The sequence below is a fragment of the Actinophytocola sp. KF-1 genome (genome assembly GCF_054661535.1).
On sequence record NZ_BAAFVK010000008.1, the window covers coordinates 453,757 to 474,612 of the forward strand.

Here is a 20,856-nt window from a genome sequence, read left to right on the forward strand (position 1 = left end):
TGGCAACGTTAAGGCCCGTCGGGTGGATTCCCGACGGGCCGTCCACATCGGATCATGGGCGCGAAACCCTGCATCCCTGTGGAGGTAACAGTGCGGTTCCCTCGATCCGTTCTCCGCTCCGCTCTCGTCGCCGCGGTCGCGGCCGCGACCGCCATCGGCCTCGCCGCACCCGCGTCGGCAGCCGCGGGCCGGTACGTGGCGCTCGGTGACTCGTACTCGTCGGGCACCGGCGCGGGCAGCTACGGCAGCAGCGGCAGCTGCAAGCGCAGCGCGAACGCCTACCCGCAGCTGTGGGCGAACGCCAACGCGCCGTCGTCGTTCGCGTTCGTCGCCTGCTCCGGCGCGGTGACCAGCGACGTGCTCAACAACCAGATCTCGGCGGTCACCTCGACCACCGCCCTGGTGACCATCTCCATCGGCGGTAACGACGCCGGCTTCGCCGACGTCATGACCACCTGCAACACCAGCTCCGACTCGACCTGCGTCAGCCGCAACCAGCAGGCGCAGGACTTCGCCCGCACCACCCTGCCGGGGCGGCTCGACAACGTGTACAGCCAGATCCGCAACCGGGCGCCGAGCGCACGGGTGGTCGTGCTCGGCTACCCGCACATCTACCAGCTCAACGGTTCGTGCTGGGTCGGCCTGAGCGAGACCAAGCGGGCCGCGATCAACCAGAGCTCCGACGTGCTCGCCTCGGTGATCTCCGGCCGCGCCGCCGCGTTCGGGTTCACGTTCATCGACGCGCGCAACACCTTCGCCGGGCACGAGATCTGCGCGTCCGGCACGCGCTGGATCAACAGCGTCACCTGGCCGGTCGACGAGTCCTACCACCCGAACTCGTCCGGTCAGCGGGGCGGCTACTACAACCCGTTGGAGGCGGTGGCCTGATCCCGGCGGCGGCCCGGCCACCGCAGCACGGCCGGGCCGCCTGCCAGGCACCACGCGGCGATCACCGGGTCGCAGATCGCGCAGCCCAGCGAGCTGTGGTCGGCGAACGGGACGATCGGCTCACCGCGCACGTGGTGGACGACGTCCCACCCGGTGTGCAGCAGCCAGCCGATCCCGATGAACGTCCACGACTCGAGGCCGCGGTAGGCGACGTACGTGACGAGACCCGTGAACACGAACTCCCAGACACCCAGCCCGCCGCCCGACAGGTAGGCCGCGCCCGCGCCGCCGACCATGACGGCGTTGACGCGCCTCCTGGTCTCGTCGGAGCGGATCAGCGAGTTGAGGCACACGTAGGCGACGCCGACGAGCACGGCGACAACGATCTCCATGCCGCCGAACGTAAGGTCCCGGTGCCGCGCCGACCAGCGGCATTCGTGCCGGGAACCGACGGATTCTCGCCGGTCACGCCTCCTTCGGCGCGGCCTGCTGCACGACCTCGAAGGACCACGCCTCGGAGCCGGTCGCCGCGGGGTTGCCGCCGCCGTGGCCCTGCCGCATGGAGCCTTCCATCCACGCGCGGAAGTCCTCCTCGCTGCGCCAGCGGGTGTAGACGAGGTACTTGTCGGTGCCGTCGACCGGGCGGAGCAGTTCGAACCACTCGAAGCCGTCGGAGCTCTCCACCATGCCCGCGCGCGAGGAGAACCGCTGTTCGAGCGTCTCGCGCATGTCCTCGGGGACCGTCAACGCGTTGATCTTCACGATGCTCATGGGTTCATCTTGGCGCATGGCCCGCTGACGCGGCTGTGGACAACTCGGTCGTGGGCGGCCGTCGCTGTCGGTGGTCGCCGGTACGCTGGATGCCGGGGGCCGGAGGCCGCGGGCTGTGGACAACGCGGGTCTTGGCGGCGGATCTTGTCAGTGGTCGGCTCTAGGCGACGTCTCGTTATTGGTCTTGTAACTGGTCGCGGCCCGCTTGATGGCGTTGGTTAGCCGACGAACGCGATGTTGCGTAGATGGGCGATGCCGGACGCGGTGGTGGCGAGGGTGTGGGCTGCGCGGCGGTAGTCGCGGAGGACCTTCCAGGTCTTCATCTGCTCAGTCGCGTGTTCGACCCGGGCCCGAACGCGCCGGTGCACGACGTTCAGTTCTTCCTGCCAATCGGTGATCTCGCCGTGCACTGGCTTGCGGAATGGGATGATCACGTCGGGGACTCCGTAGTAACCGCCGTCGGCGACCACTGGACGTCCCGCCAGCTGCTGGTCGATGCCGGACTCGTGATAGACCGTGCAGTCGTTGCGGTTGCCCGGTTGCAGCTCGCCGGTGGCGATGACCAGGCGGGTGTCGGCGTCGATCGCGACCTGCAGGTTCACCGAGTACCGGTAGTTCTTGCTGGGGGCCGCCACCCGGTGATCACGAGTTGGCACGAGGGTGCCGTCCACAATCGTGACCTGGTCGATCCGTCGTTTGCGGACCGGCGCCAACGCCAGCAACGGACCGAGGGCGTTGATGATCCGGTGCGCCGCGGAGTGCGAGACGCCGAACAACGGACCGATCTGGCGCATCGTCAGGTTGGTGCGCCAGTACGTCGCGACCAACAGGACACGGTCCGGCAGCTGCAGACTCCATGGCCTGCCCCGGCGTCCGTCCACGATGTCCGGGCCGCCACGTTGCGCCACAGCGGCGACCAGCTTGCGGAACTGACCTGGTTGCAAGCCGGTGAACGGGACGATCCACTCCGAGCGCGACGCGGTGATCACCTGCATGCCAGACATGATCAACTACTGCGTTGACCAGCCGATCAGCACCCACCCCGACTTACGAGACGTCGCTTAGGCTGGAGTTCGGGGGGGCGGCCGTGGTCGATCTTGCTGGCCTTGGCGGAACGGTTGCGCTCGGCTGCTTGGGTGCGGGGCGCGTTGCCTTCATCAACTCGGCTCAGGCTCTGCGTAGCGTGATTCGCGTCCACGCGCCGATGTACACGCGGTCGCCCTCCGCGAGCTGCCGGGGAGTGTTGGGGCGCAACGGGTTCTGCTCGTCGTTGAGCACGGTCCCGTTCGCCGAGTCCAAGTCCACAATGGACCACGTGCCGTCGTCTCCCGCCAGCAGGACCGCGTGCAGGTGGGACACGCCCGGGTCCTCCGGCGGCCCGATCAGGTCGATGTCGGGCTGGATGCCCCGGCTGCGGCTCTGCCTGCCGATACTGACCTGCTTGCCCGCCAACGGGAAGTGCCGGTCGGGGCAGTACGGCGGGAACGCGATGCCCGCCGCGTCCGGGCCGTCCACCGCCATCACCGAGTCGTAGTACGCGCGGTCCGCGGTGACCGTCGCGGTCCACGTCGTCTCCTCCGGGAGGCGGTCCGCCGGGACCGGCGGGGCCGGGGCCGCCGTAACCGGGACCGCTGCCATCGAGTCGTGGCCGCACGCCTCGCAGAACCGGCCCGCCAGCTCCGCGCCGCACACCTTGCACTCCGCACCCGCCGCGGTCAGGTCCGGCTCGGCCGCCGCCGGGGCGTCCGGGACCGCTGCCGCCGCCGGGGCGCCGCCGATCTCGCGGCCGCAGACGTCGCAGAACTCCTCGTCCGCCGACGTGTGGCCCTGCGGGCACGTCGCCATCAGGCCCCCTCTGACTCCGGCAGAGCGTCCGGTTGCTTCTTGCGCACCCGCATGGTCTTCGACGACCGCGTGTCGAGCGTCATCTCGTCCACCGCCTCGACCTTGCGCTTCAGCCGCACGGTGCCGGTGCGGGCGTCCTCGACGTCCACGACCTTCGCGAGCAGCTTCGCGGTGTCCGTGTGGCCGGTCTCCGTCGCGAGCTGCACGGCCCGGCCCAGCTTCGCGGTCGCCGTCTCCACGTCGCCGGCCTTGCGCGCCTCCAGGCCCTCCTGGATCGCCGCCGCCAGCTCCGCCTGCCCGGTGTAGTGCGCGACCTCGCGGTTGATGCGGGTCGACAGTGCGGTGTCGTCGGTCCACACCGCGAGGATCCGGCCCTTGCCGAGCACCTGGTCGGGGTTGCCGCCGGTGCCGGGCACGACCAGGCTCACCCGCCCCGCCATCATCTTCTCGCCCGTCGCGGCGGCCGGGACCTGCACGCAGATGTGGTAGTCGCGGGTTTCCGAACCCCACGAACCGGTCGGGTAGTCGCCCTCGCGCGGTGAGGTGTCGGTGCGGCGGCCCGTCAGGTCGGTGAGCGTGGGCTCCACCTGCTTCACGAACTTGACCGTCGCGCCCTGCGGTGTCCACAGCCGCAGCGACACGTCCGCGACCGCCTTGTTCATGGCGCCCGCGGCCATCGCGCGGAAGTCGGCCTCCAGGTCCTCCGGCTGCGCCACGATGTCGACGGTGCCGAGCAGCGTGTCGGCGATCGTCCGCAGCTCCTTGACCTCCCAGTCGGTGCCGACACCCCGGCAGTCGCACACGAAGTGACCGGTCACCTGCTGCAGCACCGACGCGAGCTGGCGCGGTGTCTCGTGCATGTTCTGGCCGTCGGTCAGCAGGATCGCGTGCCGCATCGGCGCCCGCGACGTGGCGAACAGGGCGTCGGCGAGCGCGAGCCACTTGCCGATCGCCGTGCCGCCGTTCGCGGCGAGCTGCGCGACCGCCTGCTTGGCCTCGGCGCGGGTCTGCGGTGACGACACCACCATGCCGTGCTGGTACGGGTACACGAGCCGGGCGTCGTCGGTGCCCGCCACGACCGCGAACTCGACCCCGTCGCGCAGCGTGTCGATGGCGGCGGCGGTGGCCTGCTTCGCCGACGACAGCTTGGTGCGCGGCACGTGCATCGACCCCGAGCAGTCGACGATGATCACCTCGGCGGCGCCGCCGGACGTCGCCGGCCCGGTCGGCGCGCCGCTCGCCGTGACCGTGACGATCGCGTTGACCTCGGTCGTGCCCGACGCCAGGTACTCGTTCTGGTAGACCTCGACCGAAAAGTCCGGCTGCGTCACGGTTCATTCCCTTCCGTCGGGGGGAACGGCACGAGGACCGTCGTGATGTTGTCGTGACCGCCGAGGTCCAGCGCGAGCTTCGTCAGCCCGACGGCCGCGGTCATCCCGCCCTCCGACGGCGTCGCCTCGGCCAGCGCGGCGGCGTCCGGCACGTAGTTCCACAGCCCGTCGCTGCACAGCAGCACGTGCCCAGGGCCGCCCGGCTCGACGGTGACCACCCTCGGCTCGATCTCGCCCGCGTCCGCCCCGATCCACTTCGACAGCGCGTGCGCCTGGTGCACCGAGTTGGCCTCCTCCTCGCTCATGCCCTCGGCGATCAGCTCGGCGGCGACCGTGTCGTCCGCGGTCAGCACCGCCGACGGCATCGCGCCCGAGTCCGGCTCGGTGATCCAGTAGACGCGGCTGTCGCCGACCGACCCGACCGTCACCTTCTCCGGCGTGACGACGGCCGACACGAACGTGCAGGACGGCGCGGTGCCCGGCACCGACGGGTCGGCCAGCGCCGAGACCACCTCGATGGCCCGCGCCACCGCGGTCCGCGTCGCGGCCTCCGGGTCGGCGTTCTCCAGCACGGCGTCCAGCAGCACGCCGACGGCCTCGTCCACCGCGCGCTGCGACGCGCTGTCCGCGCGGTCGGAGGTGGCGACGCCGTCGCACACCACCGCGACGACCGTCGGCGGGGCGTCCGCGCCGAGCACGGTGCCGTACGCCATCGAGTCCTCGTTGCGTGCCCGCCTGCGGCCCTTGTCGCTGACGCCGACGACCATGCCGAGGTCGCACTCCATGCGGTCCCGGCCGCTGGGCTGCGCGCGCCCGCAGTCGGCGCACAACCCGTCGGCGTCGACGTCCTCCCCGCCGCACGCCACGCACGCGGCGCCGTCCGGCCTGCTCACCGGCCCGCCGACCGGGGTCCTGCGCACGAGCAGGCTCTGCCCGCAGCTCTCGCAGAACCGGTCCTTCTCGCCGACCGCCTCGCCGCACCCCGGGCAGCTCGTCACGGTACCCACGTCAGACCCACGTCCGAGGCCGGATCTGGTTGGCGCTGTCCACCAATGCGATGCGCTCCCTCGTGTTGTCCGCGTGCCGCGCGAGCGTCCGGTAGCAGCCCTCCAGCGCGACCCGCAGGTCGTTCTCCCTCATGGGGCAGCCAAGCACAGTGCCGCCGGAGCGTCCGCCCTGGGTGACCCACTCGAACGCCGCGGTCAGCAGCCGCTCGCCCGCCTTCGCCCTCGGCTCGGCGGGCAGCTCCAACGCGGACAGCAGCGCACTCGCCGACGTCAGGTCCTCGTCGGTCAGCTGTGCGGCGGGAACGTTCCGCACCCGGACGTCCGCGGCGGCCAGCCGCGCGGCGGTGTGGTGGTTCGACGTCTCCGGCACCGAGCACAGCACGTCGAACGCCTCCAGCCGCTCGCCCCGGGCCAGCAGGGCCCGCGCCAGCCCGAACGCGGCGCTCACGTACGCCCGGTCGGTGCGCCACACCACCCGGTAGTACCGGTCGGCGGTCACGGCGTCGCCCCGCGCCTCGGCGCAGACCGCGAGCGCCAGCTTCGGCGCGGCCTCGCCGGGCACCGCCGAGTACACCCGGTCGAAGTGCCGGCCCGCGTTCTCCGCGTCGCCCGCGGCCAGCGCCGCCACGCCGCGGTACCAGTCGACGAGCCACCGCCGTTCGAGGTCGGCCGCGTCGCCGGCCAGTTCGTCGAGCCGCCGGGTGGCGGTCTCGACGTCACCCGCCTCCAGGTGCGCCCGGATGATCCGCAGGCGCACCTCGACGGTGGCCTTCGGCGCGTGGCGCAGCTCGTCGATCAACGCGGCGGGCTCGGTCGCGGTGACGGTCGCGAGGAACGCGGCCGCCGCGTCGGTGCCGTCGACCCTCGGCACCGGCAGCGCGTGCACCAGCGACGGCAGGGACCGCGCCGCCGGGAACGCCATGTCGATGCCGAACGAGCGGCGCTCCGGCGTGAACTCCGCGGAGGCGCCCGACCTCGGCATGCCGTCCTCGGCGGCGAGCACCTCCCGCAGCACGCCGGTGAGCTGGTCCTTCATCTCCTCGGCGGAGGTGAACCGGGCCGCCGGGTTGCTCGCGGTCGCCCGCAGCAGGAACCGGTGGTAGGAGTCGTGTTCGGCGAGCAGCGGCTCCTCGGCCGGGTTGGGCAGCCGGTCGACGTGGCCGCGCTGGAAGTCGAACGGGAACGTCATCACCGCGAGCGTGCGGCCGACGGTGTAGAGGTCCGACGCGATGGAGGGGCCCGCGGAGGCGATCTCGGGCGCCTGGTAGCCGACCGTGCCGTACACGGCGCTGTCCTCGTCGTCCATGTGCCGGACGGCGCCGAGGTCGATCAGCTTCAGCTGCTCCTCGGTCTGGATCACGTTGTCCGGCTTGAAGTCGCAGAACAGCAGGTTCAGCGAGTGCAGGTACCCGATGGGCGGCAGCATCTCCAGCGTGTACGCGATCGCGCGGGACAGCGGCAGGCACGCCTCCGGGCCGCTGACGGCCCGGACGTCCTTGAGCATCTCTTTGATGGACTGACCGCCGACGTACTCCATCACGATGTAGCCGACCAGCGTCCCGGTCTCCGCGTCCGGGTGCTGCACGAAGTTGTGGATCTTGACGATGTTGGGGTGCTCGACCTCGGCGAGGAACCGCCGCTCGGCCACGGCGGCGGCCATCGCGTCGGCGTCCCCGCTGTCGAGGAGGCCCTTCAGCACCACCCAGCGGTCGGCGACCGCGCGGTCGAGCGCGAGGTAGATCCAGCCGAGACCGCCGTGGGCGAGGCAGCCCAGCACCTCGTACTGGTCGTGCAGGACCTCGCCGGGGGACAGCTTGGGGGAGAAGGAGAAGCGGTTGCGGCAGGACGTGCAGAACCCCTCCGTGCGGCCGGGCTTGCCGTCGCGCCCGCGGCCGACCTTGGCGCCGCAGTTGCTGCAGAACCGCTTGTTCTCCGGCACCTTCGGGTCGGCGAGCACGGCCGACTTCGGGTCGCGGTAGGGGACCCTGGGCACCTCGACGAGACCGGCGCCGAGCAGACCGCGGCTCGACGAGCGGGACGACCCGCGGCGCGAGCTGCTCGTGACCGCGCCGGTCGACGCGGTCCACCCGGTGGACACCGAACCGGTGCGGGTGCTGACCGTCCGCGCGCTGGCGGGGTCCGGGTCGGCGGCGCTCGTGCTGCCTGCAGGCGCCTCGAGGCCGCAGGTGTCGCAGAACCCGTCCTCGTCGAGCGCGCCGCCGCAGCCGGGGCGCGGGCAGCCGGCGCCGGGAACCGACGACCGGGCGTGCTCCGGTGGACCGGCCGTGGCGGCGGGCGCGACGTCGGGGGCCGGCGTTGCGGCGGCCGGGGGAGCCGTGGCCGGGGCTTCCAGGCCGCAGGTCTCGCAGAAACGGTCCTCGTCGAGGGTGCCGCCGCAACCGGGCCGGGGGCACTGGGTCATTCGGTTCTCTCCTCGCGGGGCTGCGTCCGGTCCTGGATCGCCTGGCGGTAGCGGTTGAGCGCCCTCGTCGCCGCGGCCAGGTCGCACGGTGCGGTGAACAGGATCCGGTGGGCCTCGTCGTGCAGCCCGGACAGCTCGCCGTCCTCGGCGTGCCCGAGCCGGGCGGCCTTCACCTGGTAGGCCTCCAGCCGGCCACGCAGCTCGGCGCGCCGGTCGAGGAGGCCGGTGATGGCGCGCAACGCGGTCCGCGCGCCGTCGAGCGCGTTCGCTGCGAACCGCTCCAGGTCGTCGGCCTCGCGGGCCAGCACGTCCCAGCCCGTCGTGCCCTGCCGTTCCCGCAGCCTGCGCAGGCGCGTCCGCACGGCCGACGACGCCTGCTCGCCCGGCACCGGAAGGCCGGGAGACGCGATCTTCTCCAGCATCGCGGCGTGGGTCTGGCGGGCGGTCGCCTCGACGGCCTCGATGTCCGACAGCACCGACTCGAACGCGGTGAGCCGGGTGGCGAACTCGTCCCGCACCCGCGCGAGCCGGGGCAGCCGCGCCTCCAGGTCGGCGATCCGCCGCTCCACGTCCGGCAGCGTGTCGTCGGCGGCCGCGGTGAGCACGTCGGTGAGCACCAGCTCGCGGGCCCGGTCGAGGTCCCGCCGGATCGCGGCCACCTCGTCGGCCGCCGCGCCGACGGACTCGGCCTGCACCGACACCGCGTGCAGGCGCCGGTCCAGCGGGTCGAACCGGCCGATCGCGGCCGACCACGCCGACTCCGCGGTCGCGAGCACGGTCGTGACCGTGTCGAACGCCTGCCGCATCCGTGCCAGCAGGTCGGCGAGCGTGATCCGCTCGATCACCTGCGCGGGCCCGGTCAGCCCGCGCCGTTCGATCGGCACCGCCTCGGCGTCCAGCTCGACGACCGGTCCGTGGAGGATCTCGGTCAGCTCGGCCAGTTCCTCGTCCCCCGGCCGCGAGCGGCGGGCGCGGACCTCCTGCGCCCGCGCCACCATGTCCCGGTAGGTCGCGTACTGCTCCCACAGCGTCGCCATCGCGGTGCGGGCCTGCGCCCACCGCTGCGCGGTCAGCCCGGTGAGCGCGGCGTCCTTGAGCAGCTTGTGGCCGGGGTGGGTGTCCATCTCGACGAGCGACTGGGCGATGCGGTCGCTGTCGCTCCGCACGGCCGCGAGCGCGCGGTCGACCTCGTCCCGGCTGAGCACGACGGTCATCGCCTCAGTCCCGGTACTCGGCGGCCGGCGGCGTGGCCGCCCGGCCGAGCAGGCCCGCGAGCCACCGGTTGTAGATCCGCGTCCACTCGCCGCTCGTCCGCAGCCGTTCGAGGACCGCGTTCACGAACCGGGTGAACTCCGGCGCGTCCTTCGACATCGCCATGCCGTACGGCTCCTCCGTGAACGGCGCGCCGACCACCTCGGTGAACGGGTCCTGCGCAGCCAGCCCGGCGAGGATCGTGTCGTCCGTGGACACCGCGTCGACCTGGTTCTGCTGCAGCATCACGAGGCAGTCGGTCCAGCCGGCCACCCCGATGCCGACCGGTTTGGGGTCGACCGGCGCGTTCACGATGTTGGCGATCGACGTGGAACCGTGGGCGGCGCACACCTTCTTGCCGCCGAGCGACTGGATGCCCTCGAAGCCGGAGTTCTCCTTCACCAGCACCCGCTGTCCGGCCAGGTAGTACACCGAGGAGAACTCGACCTCCTTGCGGCGTTCGCAGTTGATCGTCATGGTCTGCACCACGAGGTCGACCTTGCCGTCCCGCACCATCGGCACGCGGTCCGCGGACGTGAGCACCGTGAACTGGATGGCGTCCGGCCTGCCGAAGATGGCCCGCGCGATCTCCTTCGCCATGTCGATGTCGAAGCCCTGGAGGTCGCCGGTGGCCGCGTCGCGGTACCCGAACCGGTAGGTGTTCTGGTCCACGCCGACGACGAGCTTGCCCCGTGCCCTGATCTCCGCCATCTTCGAGCCCGCCGGGAAGTCGCCCGGCGCGGGCGGCGGTCCGTCGGGCCGCAGGCTCGCGGTCGGGTCACAGCTCGTGTCCGCCGACGGGGCCTTCTGGTCGGTCACCTCGGCCGCGCCCTTGGGCATCGGCGGCCCGCCGGCCGGCACGCGCGACTCCGTGACGTCCTGGCCCGACGTGCAGCCCGCCGCCATCGCGACGGCCGCGAGCAGGACGGCCACCCGCACCCTCTTCATCGGTACTCCTTGAGCCGCTGCCAGATCCCGGTCACCGCGCCCGCCGCCGCGACGAGCGCCAGCACGATCACGCCGATCACCGTGCCGGTCAGCGCGTTGCTCGCCTGCGACACCTCGTCCTCGAAGGTCGCCGTGGTGCTGGCGATGGCCTCCCGCAGCGAGGTGTCGACCGCGTCGAACTGGCTGGCCGCGCCGTTGTCGTCCGGGCCGATGGCGAGGTTGACGGCGGTCAGGTAGTCCCCGTTCGCGTCCGCTTCGCGGATCTGCCCGTGCACGTCGTCCCAGGCCGCCTGCGCGGCGATGGCGGCGCTCACCCGGTCGCGGACGGCGTCGTCGGTGGCGAGCGCCTGCGCCGTGCCGAGCAGACCGCGCTCGCCGGTCAGCTCCGCGACCACGTTCTTGTAGTCCTCCTCGAACTCCTCGCCGTTGCCCCTCGCGACGAGGGTGAGCGTCTCGTCGCCCCGCGCGGCGAGTGCCGCGATCCTGGCGCGTGCGAGCACGTCGGTCTGCTCGGAACCGTTCTCCTGGCTCGCGTTGACGTTCGCCAGCACCCCGATCGTCGCGATCAGCACCCACGCCAGCGAAACGACGGCGGCGCCGGTCGCCACGAGGAGCCCGACGTTGAGCCGCCTGCGGGTGCGGCGCCGCACGTAGCGCTGCGCGAAGAAGAGCAGGACCAGCAGCGCCGCGCCGAGGAGGACCTCCACGAACGGGATCCCCGCCGCCTGGTCCTGGTCGTCGCGCAGGGCCGCGGTCTCGTCGACGTAGAGCCGTTCCGCCGCGGGCAGCAGCTCGTCCCGCATGAGGGTCGACGCCTCGCGCTGGTAGGCGGCGCCCACCGGGAGCCCCTGCCGGTTGTTGGCACGCGCGGTCTCCACGAGCCCCGTGTAGACCGACAGTTCGCGGGACAGCACGGCGAGCGCGCTGTCCGGGTCGGCGAGGTCGGCGGGTTCGCGGGCGGCCACCGCGGTGGCGAGCGCGGTCTCGGCCTGCGCGATGTCTGCTTCGTACCTGGCGCGCACGTCCGCCCGCTCGAGGCCGCCGGACAGGAAGGCGCTGTTGGCGGTCGCGTCGGCGTCGGAGAGGGAGCGGTAGAGGTCCTGCGCGGCGATCGACAGCGGACCGCTCCTGGCCGCGAGGTCGTCGAGCGCCTGCGCGCGGCTCTGCACGCTCAGCGAGGTGAACAGGCCGACGAGGACGCTCACGAGCACCAGCGCGACCGTGAAGACGATCAGCACACCGGGCGTGGTCCTCGCCAGTTCGCGCAGCTCACCGGTCCGGCCGGCGCGCCGCGGTGCCGGGGCGGGCGCGCTCGCGGCGGGCGGGGGAGCGGTGGGGGCGCTCACGGCACCACCCCCTGGGAACTTCCGGGGAGCGATCCCCCGGACCCCCGATCGAACGTGATCGACACCAACGACAGACCCCTTCGCGCCATCCCCCGACGGTGATCGTCAGCGTAGCCGCGGATCCCCTGGTGGCGTGGCCGTTTCGCCGCAATGTGCCGTCCTGCTTGACAACGGTTTCGTCTCCCTACACTATTTCACTACTTCATTAGGGAAAGGGTGTTGCCCGTGATCGACTTCCGCCTGGACCGCGGTTCCGGCGTCGCCACGTACCTGCAGCTCGTGCACCAGGTCAAACACGCCCTGCGCCTGGGCGTTCTGCGGCCGGGTGACCGGCTGCCGACCGCGAAGGAGGTCGTCGACAAGTTGGCGATCAACCCGAACACCGTGCTCAAGGCCTACCGGGAGCTGGAGCGGGAGGGGCTCGTGGCGGGCAAGCCGGGGCTCGGCACGTTCGTGCAGCGTTCGCTCGGCGGCGCGTCCGCGGCCGACCACGCGCGGCTGCGCGACTCGCTGTCCGGCTGGGTCGCCGAGGCCCGCACGGCCGGTCTCGACCCGGAGGACATCGAGGCGCTGTTCGCGTCCGTGGTGCTGGATTCGTTTCGCGTAGGGGAGGACACGGCGTGAACGCGCTGACGACGACCGGTCTCGGCAAGAAGTACCGGCGCAACTGGGCGCTGAAGGACTGTTCCCTCGCCGTCCCGGAAGGTCGGGTGGTGGCGCTCGTCGGCCCGAACGGGGCGGGCAAGACGACGCTGCTGCACCTCGTCGTCGGGCTGCTCACGCCCGACCAGGGCAGCGTGACGGTCCTCGACGCCCCCGCGGGCACCGTCGAGACGCTGCCGCGTGTCGCGTTCCTGCCACAGGACAAACCGCTTTACGACGGCTTCTCCGTCGCCGAGATGCTGCGTTTCGGCGCGCGGATGAACCCCGGCTGGGACCAGGACATGGCCGTGCGCAGGCTGGCGGCGCTCGACATCCCGCCTGGCCGCAAGGTCGGCAAGCTCTCGGGCGGCCAGCAGGCGCAGGTCGCGCTGACCGTCGCCCTCGCGAAGCGGCCCGACCTGCTCGTGCTGGACGAACCGCTCGCCAACCTCGACCCGCTGGCCCGGCACGACGTGATGCGCGGGCTGATGGCCGCGGTGGCCGAGGGCGGGATGACCGTCGTGCTGTCCTCGCACGTGGTGTCGGACCTCGTCGACACGTGCGACTGGCTGGTCGTGCTGAACCGCGGCCGCGTGCAGGTCTCCGGTGACATCGAGGAACTGCTCGCCGGGCACCGCCTGCTGACCGGGCCCGCCGAGCTCGCGGACGGGGTGGCCGCGCGCACGACCGTCGTCGACGACGACCGGACCGACCGGCAGGCCACCCTGCTCGTCCGCACCGGGCCGCAGCGGCCCGCGCTCGACCCGAGGTGGAGCGACCGCGGCGTCAGCCTCGAGGAGATGGTCCTCGCCTACCTGCGCCGCCCGGAGAGCGCGGCCCTGCCGAAGCCCGCGCTGGCCCGGGCCTGATCCTGACGTGAGGGGAGAATGACGATGGTGTGGCTGACATGGCGTCAGCACCGCGCGCAGATCCTGGTGACCGCCGGTTTTCTCGCGGTGGTGGGGGTCGTGCTGCTCGTGCACGGGCTCGGGTCGTCCGGCCTGACGGACCAGGCGCTCGGCGCGCACTACGAGCGGTTGTACGTGTACCTCAGCTGGTTGCCGGTGGTGCCGCTCGCGGCGGGGTTGTTCTGGGGTGCGCCGCTGCTGGCGCGTGAGCTGGAGCGGGGCACGCACCGGCTCGCGTGGACGCAGTCGGTGAGCAGGCTGCGGTGGCTCGCCGTGAAGCTCGGCGTGCTCGGGCTCGCGGTGACCGCGGCCGGCCTGCTGCTCGGGGTGATGGTCGGCGCCTGGCTGGACACGTTCGACGGCGCCTGGTACGCCGACCGCTTCGACGACACGGCCCTGTTCGGCGCGACAGGCGTCCTCGGCGGCGTGTGGTGGCTGTTCGGTTTCGTCCTCGGCACGGCGGCCGGCGGCGTGCTGCGCCGGACGCTGCCCGCGTTCGCCGTGACGATCGCGGTGTTCGTCCTCGTGATGATGGGGCTGTTCTCGGCGCGCCAGGACTACGCGGAACCGGCGCGGATCGTCGTCGAGGACGCCGAGAGCCTGCCCCAGTCGTTCATCACGGACCAGACGTTCCTCTCACCGTCCGGAGTGGACACCGACACGGTGCCGGAATGCGCCGACGTGCCCGGCGACGAGTACACGCGGTGCGTGCACGACGCCGGCTACCGGACCGTCCTCTTCTACCAGCCCGCCGACCGGTACTGGCGCTTCCAGTTCACCGAGACAGGTATCCTCCTGCTCGCGTCGGTGCTGCTGGCGGGCCCGGTCGTGTACCGGGTGGCCCGGAGACCGGTCTGACGCCGTGCTGACGTGGCTCAGAGAAGTCCCATCCGACCTTGACGGAACCCTCTCCCGGTAGCTCGGTCAGTCGTGCTCGAGTGGCGCGCTGTGCCAGCGCCACTTGGTCCGCTGTGGACGGTCGGAGAGCGCCACGCGGCCCGTGGCCCACAACAGGGTTCGCCACGGGTCGCTCGCGGGTTCGACCTCGGGGAACAGGCGGGCCAGCACGCGGTCGCACAGGTCGGCGGGTGGATCCCACGCCAGCCCGAGGCCTGCCGTCACGTCGGCTGTGTGGACAAGGACTTCCACCACGCCCATCGCCGCGAAGCCCTCCGCGTCCGCTTGGCCGAACACGTGATAGCCGCGTGCCCCCGGCGGCGCCGCGCGGACCGCGGCGGTGAGCAGCCCGCCGCACGCGTCCACCACGTCGAGCAGTCCGGGCGGCCCGGCGTCGAGGTCGGCGAGGACCGCGACCTCCGGTGCGCCGTCACGGCGTGCGGTCATCCGGAGCGGCGCCCACCCGTCGGTCGTCCGCCTCGTCAGCTGCGCCGCGTACGAGAGGAGGTCGTCGGCGACGTTCCGTGGTCTCCCAGCAGGTCCACGTGAGACCGCCCGCGGGCCTGTCCCAGCCGGTGCCCGTCGCGGCGAGCGTGTCCGTGGCGATCCGGACGGACAGGGCGACGTCGTCAGCGGAGACCGGCATGATCACGACCGTATCAAGCGGGTGTGACCAGGCCGGACTCGTACGCCGCGATCACCAGCTGCGCCCGGTCCCGCGCGTTGAGCTTGCTCAGCAACCTCCCGATGTGCGTCTTCACCGTGGCGAGCCCCAGGTGCAGGTTCACCGCGATCTCCGTGTTCGACATGCCGCGCGCGATCAGCAGCAGCACCTCCCGTTCCCGTTCGGTGACCTCCTTGAGGTCGACCGGTTTTCCCGTCGGCTCCGGCCGCCGCGTGAACTCGGCGATCAGCCTGCGGGTCACCGTCGGCGCGAGCAGCGCCTCACCGGCGGCCACCACGCTGATCGCACCCAGCAGGTCGGCGGGCGGGGTGTCCTTCAACAGGAACCCGCTCGCCCCGGCCCGCAGCGCCGCGTACACGTACTCGTCCAGGTCGAACGTGGTCAGGATCAGGACCCGCACCCCTGAGGTGGCCGGGTTGCCGCAGATCCGCCTGGTGGCCTCGATGCCGTCCATGTTCGGCATCCGCACGTCCATCAGCACCACGTCCGGCCGGTGCCTGCCCGCCACCTCGACGGCGGCCACCCCGTCCTCGGCCTCACCGACGGCGCTGAACCCGGGCGCGGTCTCCACCAGCATGCGGAAACTGCCGCGCAGGAGCGCCTGGTCGTCGGCCACCAGCACCTTGATCATCTCGGCAGCACCGCCACCACCCGCCAGCCGCCCTCCGCTCTCGGCCCCGCCTCGAACGTCCCGTCGTACACCGCCACCCGCTCCCGCATCCCGATCAGCCCGTGCCCGCCCGGCCCCCGCACGGCCCGGGGGCCGTCGTTGGTCACCTCGACCCGCACAGTCTCCTCGGTCACCGCCACCGTGATCGCACACCGGGTGGGCGCGGCGTGGCGGACCACGTTGGTGAGCGCCTCCTGGGTGATCCGGTACACCGACAGGCCGATGCCCTCGGCAAGGCCCTCGACGCCGTCCAGGTTCAGCGACACCGTGACCCCGGCCGTGCGCGCCCGGTCGACGAGCGCGGGAATGCCCGCCGGTCCCGGCGCCGGATCAAGCGCTGGGCTGTCCACTTCGGAGCGTAAGACGCCGAGCAGGTGCCGCATCTCGGTGAGCGAGCCGCGGCTCGTCGCCTCGATGACCCGTAACGCCTCGCGGGCCTCGGCGGGCCGGGTCTCGGCCACGTGGTTGCCGATGCCCGCCTTCACCGCGATGAGGCTCATGCTGTGCGCCACGATGTCGTGCAGTTCCCGCGCGATCCGCAGCCGTTCCTCCGCGACCGCCTGCTCGGTGCGGCGGACGGCCTCGTCCTCCGCGCGCCTGCGCCGTTCGCGCGCGGCGAACCCGAGCGCCCACCCGGTGACGAGCACGAGCCAGCCGAACGTGACCCCGACCAGGCTGCCGGTCCACGGTTCGACCAGCCGGCCCACCAGCCGGTCGTACAGCATCACCGCCACGGTCGCCACGAGCCCGGCGCCGAGCGCGGGCACCGACCGCCGCCACGGTGCCTCGGCCGCGACGAGGTACAACATGACGGCGACCGCGGTGATCGGCGCGCCCACGGCCACGGTGGGGATGATCCCGGACAGCATCGCCACCGTCGCCGCCGTGAGACTGACCGCGTACGCGGGCAACGGCGCCTCCCGCCGCACGTACACCGGTCCCGCGATGAGCGCGGTGGCGAGCACAGACACCCAGAGGGGTTCGCCGGGTCCGCGCTCGACGTCGGCGTCGCCCGCGGCGTAGCCGACGACGGCGCCGAGCACGCCGGCCAGGACCACGTCGAGGACGAAGAGATATCGGCGACGGAGGTATGCGAGCACGGTTGTGACGGTATACGGGGGACGGGCCGCTGCGCGTCCCACCACGGGTGGACTTTGCGCAGGCGGGTCGGACCGTGGTCTGACCCGCAAGTCCGGCCCACGGTCCGATGTGTTCCGCGGCCGATTCCGGGATCGTCGACGCCGTGCAGAAACGACCAGCGGCACGAGCCCGCTCACTCACAAAGGTTTACGGCGAAGGGGATTCGCGCGTCGTCGCGCTCGCGGGCGTCGACGTCGACTTCCACAGTGGACGGTTCACGGCGATCATGGGTCCGTCCGGGTCCGGCAAGTCCACGCTCATGCACTGCGTCGCCGGCCTCGACGAGCCGACGAGCGGGGAGGTGTTCCTCGGCGACGCCGAGCTGTCCGGCATGGGCGACGACGAGCTGACGGCGTTGCGCCGCGACCGGGTGGGGTTCGTGTTCCAGGCGTTCAACCTGCTGCCGACGCTGACCGCGTGGGAGAACATCACCCTGCCGCTCGACCTGGCCGGCCGCGCGCCGGACGAGGAGCTGGTGGCGGCGATCGTGGCCGCCACCGGCTTGCGCGACCGCCTGCAGCACCGGCCCGCTCAGCTCTCCGGTGGCCAGCAGCAACGCGTCGCGTGCGCCAGGGCGCTGATCACGAACCCGGACGTCGTGTTCGCGGACGAGCCGACCGGCGCCCTCGACTCGAGGTCGTCGGCCGACCTGCTCGAGCTGTTACGCACGAGCGTCGACGAGTTCGGCCGCACCGTCGTGATGGTCACCCACGAGCCCGCCGCCGCGGCGTACGCGGACCGCGTGCTGTTCCTCGCCGACGGCAGGCTCGTCGACGAACTCGCCGCACCAACGGCGGACGGCGTCCTGGACCGCATGAAGCACCTGGAAAGGATGGGGGTCTGATGCTGCGGGCGATGCTGCGCGACCTGCGCGCGCACCGGGGCCGGATCGCGATGACCCTCGTGGCGATCGTCCTCGGGGTGGCGTTCGTGGTCGCGACGTGGGTGATCTCCGACTCGACCGCCGCGTCGTTCACCGCGACGGCCACGAGGTCGGATGTGGACGTGGCGGTCCGTGGTCCGGAAGCGCACCCGGCACTGACGGAGGAGGACGTCTCACGCCTGGCGGAGATCCCGGGGGTGGCGGGGGTCACCGCCGTGCACGCGGCCCCGGCATCGCTGGTGGGTGCGAACGGCAAGATCATCCCCGGCAGCCACGTCCGTGCCGGCACCGGCTGGGACGCCACCGGCCGCTTCACGCTGAGCACTGGCCGCGCTCCGGTCGCGGGCGAGGTCGCCCTGTCACAGGCGGCGGCGATCGATGCGGGGCTGGCCCCGGGGGACGAGGCGAGGGTCATCCTGGCCGACGGCCGGGAGGTCCACGCCTCGATCGCGGGCATCTTCGAGTACCGGACCCTGGGCGTGGAGTCCACCCCGGAGGTGGCCTTCGCCGCGGCGGACGCCCGGTCTCTGCTGGGCGACGCCTACGACCGATTAGAGCTGCGGACCACCGCGGGCGCGCCGGTCGCCACGGTCGTCGAGGCGGTGCGCCGGACGATGACCGCACCGGACCTGAGCGTGCACACCGGCGAGGAACTGGCGGTGGAGCACCGCGACGACGCCGACGAGGCGGCGCGGTCCACCCGCGAGTCGCTGCTGGCGTTCGCTGCGGTGGCGGTGCTGGTGGGCATGTTCGTCATCGCGAACACGTTCACGATGCTCGTCACGCAACGGGTGCGGCAGTTCGCGCTGCTGCGGGCCGTGGGCGCGAGCCGGCGGCAAGTCCGCCGCACGGTGCTGCTGGAGGCCGCGACACTCGGGTTCGTCGGCGCCACGGCGGGAGTCGTGGTGGGCGTGGTGCTCGGCCTGCTGGGCATGTGGGCGTTCACGCCATCGGGGGAGACCGTCAGCTACACGGTGACGCCCCTGGCCATCGCCGTCGGCTACGTGGTCGGCATCGGCGTGACCGCGGTGGCGGCGTGGGCCTCGGCCCGGCGCGCGGCGGCGGTCGCACCGGTCGCCGCCCTCCGTGGCGACGCGGGCCGCGACGCCCGTCCTCACCCGGCCCGTCGGCGGACCGTGGCCGGGACGGCGCTGCTCGTCATCGGGGTCCTGGCGATCGCGTTCATCTCGGGCGACGGTCTGAGCAACACCGAACGGGTGCTGTGCCTGGCCGCCGGGGTGGTCGGATGGCTGGGCGTGCTGCTCCTCGCGCCGGTGCTCGCCGCCGCGGTGCTGCGGCCGGTGGCGCGGATCGCGGGGCGGCGCGGTGGCCCGGTCGTGCGCCTGGCGACCCGCAACGCCGTCCGCGACCCGCGGCGTACGGCCGCGACGTCCTCGGCGCTGCTGGTCGGGCTCGCGCTGGTCTGCGCGTTCGCGACGCTCGGCGAGACGATGGTGTCGATGCTCGGCGCCGCCGTCCGGGCCACCGTGCCCGCCGACGCGACCATCCTGCGTTCGGCCTCCGGTGCCGACCCGCTCGGCCCGGACGTGCTCGAGCGGGCCCGGGCGACCCCGGGCGTCGACCGGGTGGCCGCCGACCGGTACGCGCTGATCAGCGTCACCCATGCGGGCGGCACCAGTCACACGTCCGTGTCGGCGATCGAACCGGCCGGATTCGGCGACGTGCTCACGCCAAGGATCGTCGCGGGGAGCGGTGACCTGCGGCGCGGGGTCGTGGTGGGCACGAACGAGGCCGCGATGCTCGGCGTGGGCGTCGGCGACACGGTGGCGCTGGAGTTCCCCGGCTCGCCGCCGGTGCGCCAGCGGATCGTGGGGCTGATCGAGACCGTCGAGGGGCAGCCGCTGTTCTACCTCGATGTGGGCCGGGCGCCGGCCTGGTTCCGCGACCGCGTCACGACCGTGTACGCGATCGGCGATGCCCGCACAGCGCTGGACGCGGCGTTCGCCGACCGCCCGGACGTGGTGGTGACCGACCGGGAGGGGGTGCTGGCCGAGGAGGTCGAGGAGTTCCAGCTGCTGCTGTCGGTGATGTACGCGATGTTCGGCGCCGCGATCGTGATCGCCGTGTTCGGGGTGATCAACACGCTGGCGCTGTCGGTCATCGAGCGGACCCGCGAGATCGGCGTGCTGCGAGCGGTGGGCGCGAGCCGCGGGCTCGTCCGCGCGGCCGTGCGGTTCGAGAGCGTCGTGATCTGCGGCTACGGAGGAGTGCTGGGCATAGCCGTGGGCCTGCTGTTCGGCGCGGTGATGCAGCACGTCATGCTCGGCAACCCGCTGTTCGACATCGGGATGCCGTACGTGGTCGTGCTGATCTCGCTGGCCGGAATGGTGCTGGTGGGAGTGCTGTCAGCGCTGTGGCCCGCCCGCCGAGCCGCACGAACCGACATCCTGGGAGCGATCATGACGGCCTGACCACAACAACGCCCGGCGCCGACAGGGAGACGGCCGTGCCACCACCCACACCGACCGGCACGGCCCGCTCACCTGGTTCCTCAACCGCACGGTCGTGTCCCGTCGAGTGACACAACTGTGCGGCTGAGGCTCGGCTGGTCGGATCGTGCCGTGATCAGCCTGGGGGTAGCCAGTCCCTCGTGTGGTGCACTAGCGAGTTGGGCTCATGGTTTCGGAAGCAGGGCGTCAGGTTTGGGAACACGCCAACTTGTCTCGGCCGTGGCTGACTGGCGGCCGAGCATCCCTGCGACGATCTCAAGCGGGTCGTGCACTAGGGAGCGTCCTCAAAGCCAGAGGGTGAGGGTGGCTTGGTAGGACAGCGCGGTCTTGTCGTAGCGAGTGGCGATCGCCCGGAATTGTTTGAGGCGCTGGAAGCAGCGTTCGACGATGTTGCGGCGGCGGTAGGCGGTCTTGTCGAAGGCGGGTGGCCTGCCGCCCTTGGAGCCGAGGCGGGCACGGTTGTTGCGCTGGTCGCGGCGTTCGGGAATGGTCGCTCGGATACCGCGTCGTCGCAGGTAGGTGCGGATGGCTTTGCTGGAGTAGCCCTTGTCCGCCAGTACCCGGTCCGGGCGAGTGCCAGGTCGGCCCGGACCAGATCGCTCGAACCGGACGCCAGCCAGGACGTGAAGAAGCGGGTGCAGTCGTTGACGTTCCCGCCGGTCAACACCACCGACAACGGCCGACCATGACCGTCGCAGGCGAGATGGATCTTGGTGGTGGGTCCGCCCCGAGACCGACCGATAGCATGATC

Annotated in this window: 21 protein-coding genes and 1 pseudogene; 6 read left to right on the top strand and 16 right to left on the bottom strand. The window is 72.2% G+C overall.

The window, feature by feature from the left end:
• Positions 1–90 precede the first annotated feature (90 nt).
• Positions 91–888, top strand: coding sequence for an SGNH/GDSL hydrolase family protein (locus tag ACYQ77_RS26060; protein WP_459715753.1), 798 nt, complete (start codon positions 91–93; stop codon positions 886–888).
• On the opposite strand, the gene ACYQ77_RS26065 is transcribed toward ACYQ77_RS26060, so the two are convergent.
• From ACYQ77_RS26065 to ACYQ77_RS26110, 10 genes are all read right to left on the bottom strand, one after another.
• Positions 861–1,280: a DUF6010 family protein gene (locus ACYQ77_RS26065; protein ID WP_459715756.1), complete on the bottom strand. Its 420-nt coding sequence runs from the start codon at positions 1,278–1,280 to the stop codon at positions 861–863. The two genes, ACYQ77_RS26060 and ACYQ77_RS26065, sit on opposite strands and share 28 nt — an antisense overlap.
• A 73-nt stretch (positions 1,281–1,353) precedes the next feature.
• The gene (locus ACYQ77_RS26070) at positions 1,354–1,659 is read right to left on the bottom strand and encodes an antibiotic biosynthesis monooxygenase family protein (protein ID WP_459715759.1); all 306 of its coding nucleotides are present in this window, start codon (positions 1,657–1,659) and stop codon (positions 1,354–1,356) included.
• A gap of 218 nt (positions 1,660–1,877) precedes the next feature.
• Entirely contained in the window at positions 1,878–2,654 is a 777-nt protein-coding gene (locus ACYQ77_RS26075) for a transposase family protein (RefSeq protein ID WP_459715815.1), read from the bottom strand.
• 172 nt (positions 2,655–2,826) lie between these two features.
• Complete coding sequence (locus tag ACYQ77_RS26080) at positions 2,827–3,504, bottom strand: FHA domain-containing protein (protein ID WP_459715761.1); 678 nt, start codon at positions 3,502–3,504, stop codon at positions 2,827–2,829.
• Positions 3,504–4,835: a vWA domain-containing protein gene (locus ACYQ77_RS26085; protein ID WP_459715764.1), complete on the bottom strand. Its 1,332-nt coding sequence runs from the start codon at positions 4,833–4,835 to the stop codon at positions 3,504–3,506. The genes ACYQ77_RS26080 and ACYQ77_RS26085 overlap by 1 nt, the downstream gene beginning before the upstream one ends.
• Positions 4,832–5,833, bottom strand: coding sequence for a protein phosphatase 2C domain-containing protein (locus ACYQ77_RS26090; protein WP_459715765.1), 1,002 nt, complete (start codon positions 5,831–5,833; stop codon positions 4,832–4,834). The genes ACYQ77_RS26085 and ACYQ77_RS26090 overlap by 4 nt, the downstream gene beginning before the upstream one ends.
• Before the next feature lie 10 nt (positions 5,834–5,843).
• Positions 5,844–8,264 (bottom strand): serine/threonine-protein kinase, encoded by a 2,421-nt coding sequence (locus ACYQ77_RS26095; protein WP_459715767.1) that lies wholly within the window; start codon positions 8,262–8,264, stop codon positions 5,844–5,846.
• Positions 8,261–9,478, bottom strand: a complete 1,218-nt coding sequence (locus tag ACYQ77_RS26100; RefSeq protein ID WP_459715769.1) for a hypothetical protein — start codon at positions 9,476–9,478, stop codon at positions 8,261–8,263. The genes ACYQ77_RS26095 and ACYQ77_RS26100 overlap by 4 nt, the downstream gene beginning before the upstream one ends.
• A 4-nt stretch (positions 9,479–9,482) precedes the next feature.
• Complete coding sequence (locus tag ACYQ77_RS26105; RefSeq protein ID WP_459715770.1) at positions 9,483–10,463, bottom strand: glutamate ABC transporter substrate-binding protein; 981 nt, start codon at positions 10,461–10,463, stop codon at positions 9,483–9,485.
• Positions 10,460–11,809 (bottom strand): hypothetical protein, encoded by a 1,350-nt coding sequence (locus ACYQ77_RS26110; RefSeq protein WP_459715771.1) that lies wholly within the window; start codon positions 11,807–11,809, stop codon positions 10,460–10,462. Before ACYQ77_RS26110 ends, ACYQ77_RS26105 begins: the two co-directional genes overlap by 4 nt.
• Before the next feature lie 225 nt (positions 11,810–12,034).
• Between ACYQ77_RS26110 and ACYQ77_RS26115 the strand changes: the two genes are divergently transcribed.
• The 3 genes from ACYQ77_RS26115 to ACYQ77_RS26125 are packed head-to-tail and all read left to right on the top strand — an operon-like array spanning position 12,035 to position 14,217.
• Complete coding sequence (locus ACYQ77_RS26115) at positions 12,035–12,433, top strand: GntR family transcriptional regulator (RefSeq protein WP_459715773.1); 399 nt, start codon at positions 12,035–12,037, stop codon at positions 12,431–12,433.
• Positions 12,430–13,320 carry an ABC transporter ATP-binding protein gene (locus ACYQ77_RS26120; RefSeq protein WP_459715774.1) on the top strand — a complete coding sequence of 297 codons (891 nt, stop codon included), beginning with the start codon at positions 12,430–12,432 and terminating at the stop codon, positions 13,318–13,320. Before ACYQ77_RS26115 ends, ACYQ77_RS26120 begins: the two co-directional genes overlap by 4 nt.
• Before the next feature lie 24 nt (positions 13,321–13,344).
• Positions 13,345–14,217 (top strand): ABC transporter permease, encoded by an 873-nt coding sequence (locus ACYQ77_RS26125; protein WP_459715776.1) that lies wholly within the window; start codon positions 13,345–13,347, stop codon positions 14,215–14,217.
• 66 nt (positions 14,218–14,283) lie between these two features.
• Here ACYQ77_RS26125 and ACYQ77_RS26130 read toward each other — a convergent pair whose 3' ends face one another.
• From ACYQ77_RS26130 to ACYQ77_RS26145, 4 genes are read right to left on the bottom strand one after another with little or no spacing between them, the layout of a single operon-like run.
• Positions 14,284–14,703 carry a hypothetical protein gene (locus ACYQ77_RS26130; protein ID WP_459715777.1) on the bottom strand — a complete coding sequence of 140 codons (420 nt, stop codon included), beginning with the start codon at positions 14,701–14,703 and terminating at the stop codon, positions 14,284–14,286.
• Positions 14,687–14,902: a hypothetical protein gene (locus ACYQ77_RS26135; RefSeq protein WP_459715778.1), complete on the bottom strand. Its 216-nt coding sequence runs from the start codon at positions 14,900–14,902 to the stop codon at positions 14,687–14,689. Before ACYQ77_RS26135 ends, ACYQ77_RS26130 begins: the two co-directional genes overlap by 17 nt.
• A 13-nt stretch (positions 14,903–14,915) precedes the next feature.
• Complete coding sequence (locus tag ACYQ77_RS26140) at positions 14,916–15,572, bottom strand: response regulator (protein WP_459715780.1); 657 nt, start codon at positions 15,570–15,572, stop codon at positions 14,916–14,918.
• Complete coding sequence (locus ACYQ77_RS26145; protein WP_459715781.1) at positions 15,569–16,711, bottom strand: sensor histidine kinase; 1,143 nt, start codon at positions 16,709–16,711, stop codon at positions 15,569–15,571. Before ACYQ77_RS26145 ends, ACYQ77_RS26140 begins: the two co-directional genes overlap by 4 nt.
• Positions 16,712–16,818: 107 nt before the next feature.
• On the opposite strand from ACYQ77_RS26145, the gene ACYQ77_RS26150 reads away from it, so the two are divergent.
• Both ACYQ77_RS26150 and ACYQ77_RS26155 read left to right on the top strand, forming a co-directional pair.
• A complete protein-coding gene (locus ACYQ77_RS26150) occupies positions 16,819–17,595 on the top strand; it encodes an ABC transporter ATP-binding protein (RefSeq protein WP_459715783.1) in 777 nt (258 codons plus the stop codon).
• Positions 17,595–20,066 (top strand): ABC transporter permease, encoded by a 2,472-nt coding sequence (locus ACYQ77_RS26155; protein WP_459715785.1) that lies wholly within the window; start codon positions 17,595–17,597, stop codon positions 20,064–20,066. The genes ACYQ77_RS26150 and ACYQ77_RS26155 overlap by 1 nt, the downstream gene beginning before the upstream one ends.
• A 323-nt stretch (positions 20,067–20,389) precedes the next feature.
• Here ACYQ77_RS26155 and ACYQ77_RS26160 read toward each other — a convergent pair whose 3' ends face one another.
• On the bottom strand, positions 20,390–20,746 hold the full coding sequence (locus ACYQ77_RS26160) for a transposase (protein WP_459715816.1): 357 nt from the start codon (positions 20,744–20,746) through the stop codon (positions 20,390–20,392).
• Positions 20,722–20,775: pseudogene (locus tag ACYQ77_RS26165) on the bottom strand (hypothetical protein); the annotation flags it as partial. The pseudogene ACYQ77_RS26165 and the gene ACYQ77_RS26160, both read right to left, overlap by 25 nt.
• Positions 20,776–20,856: the final 81 nt, after the last annotated feature.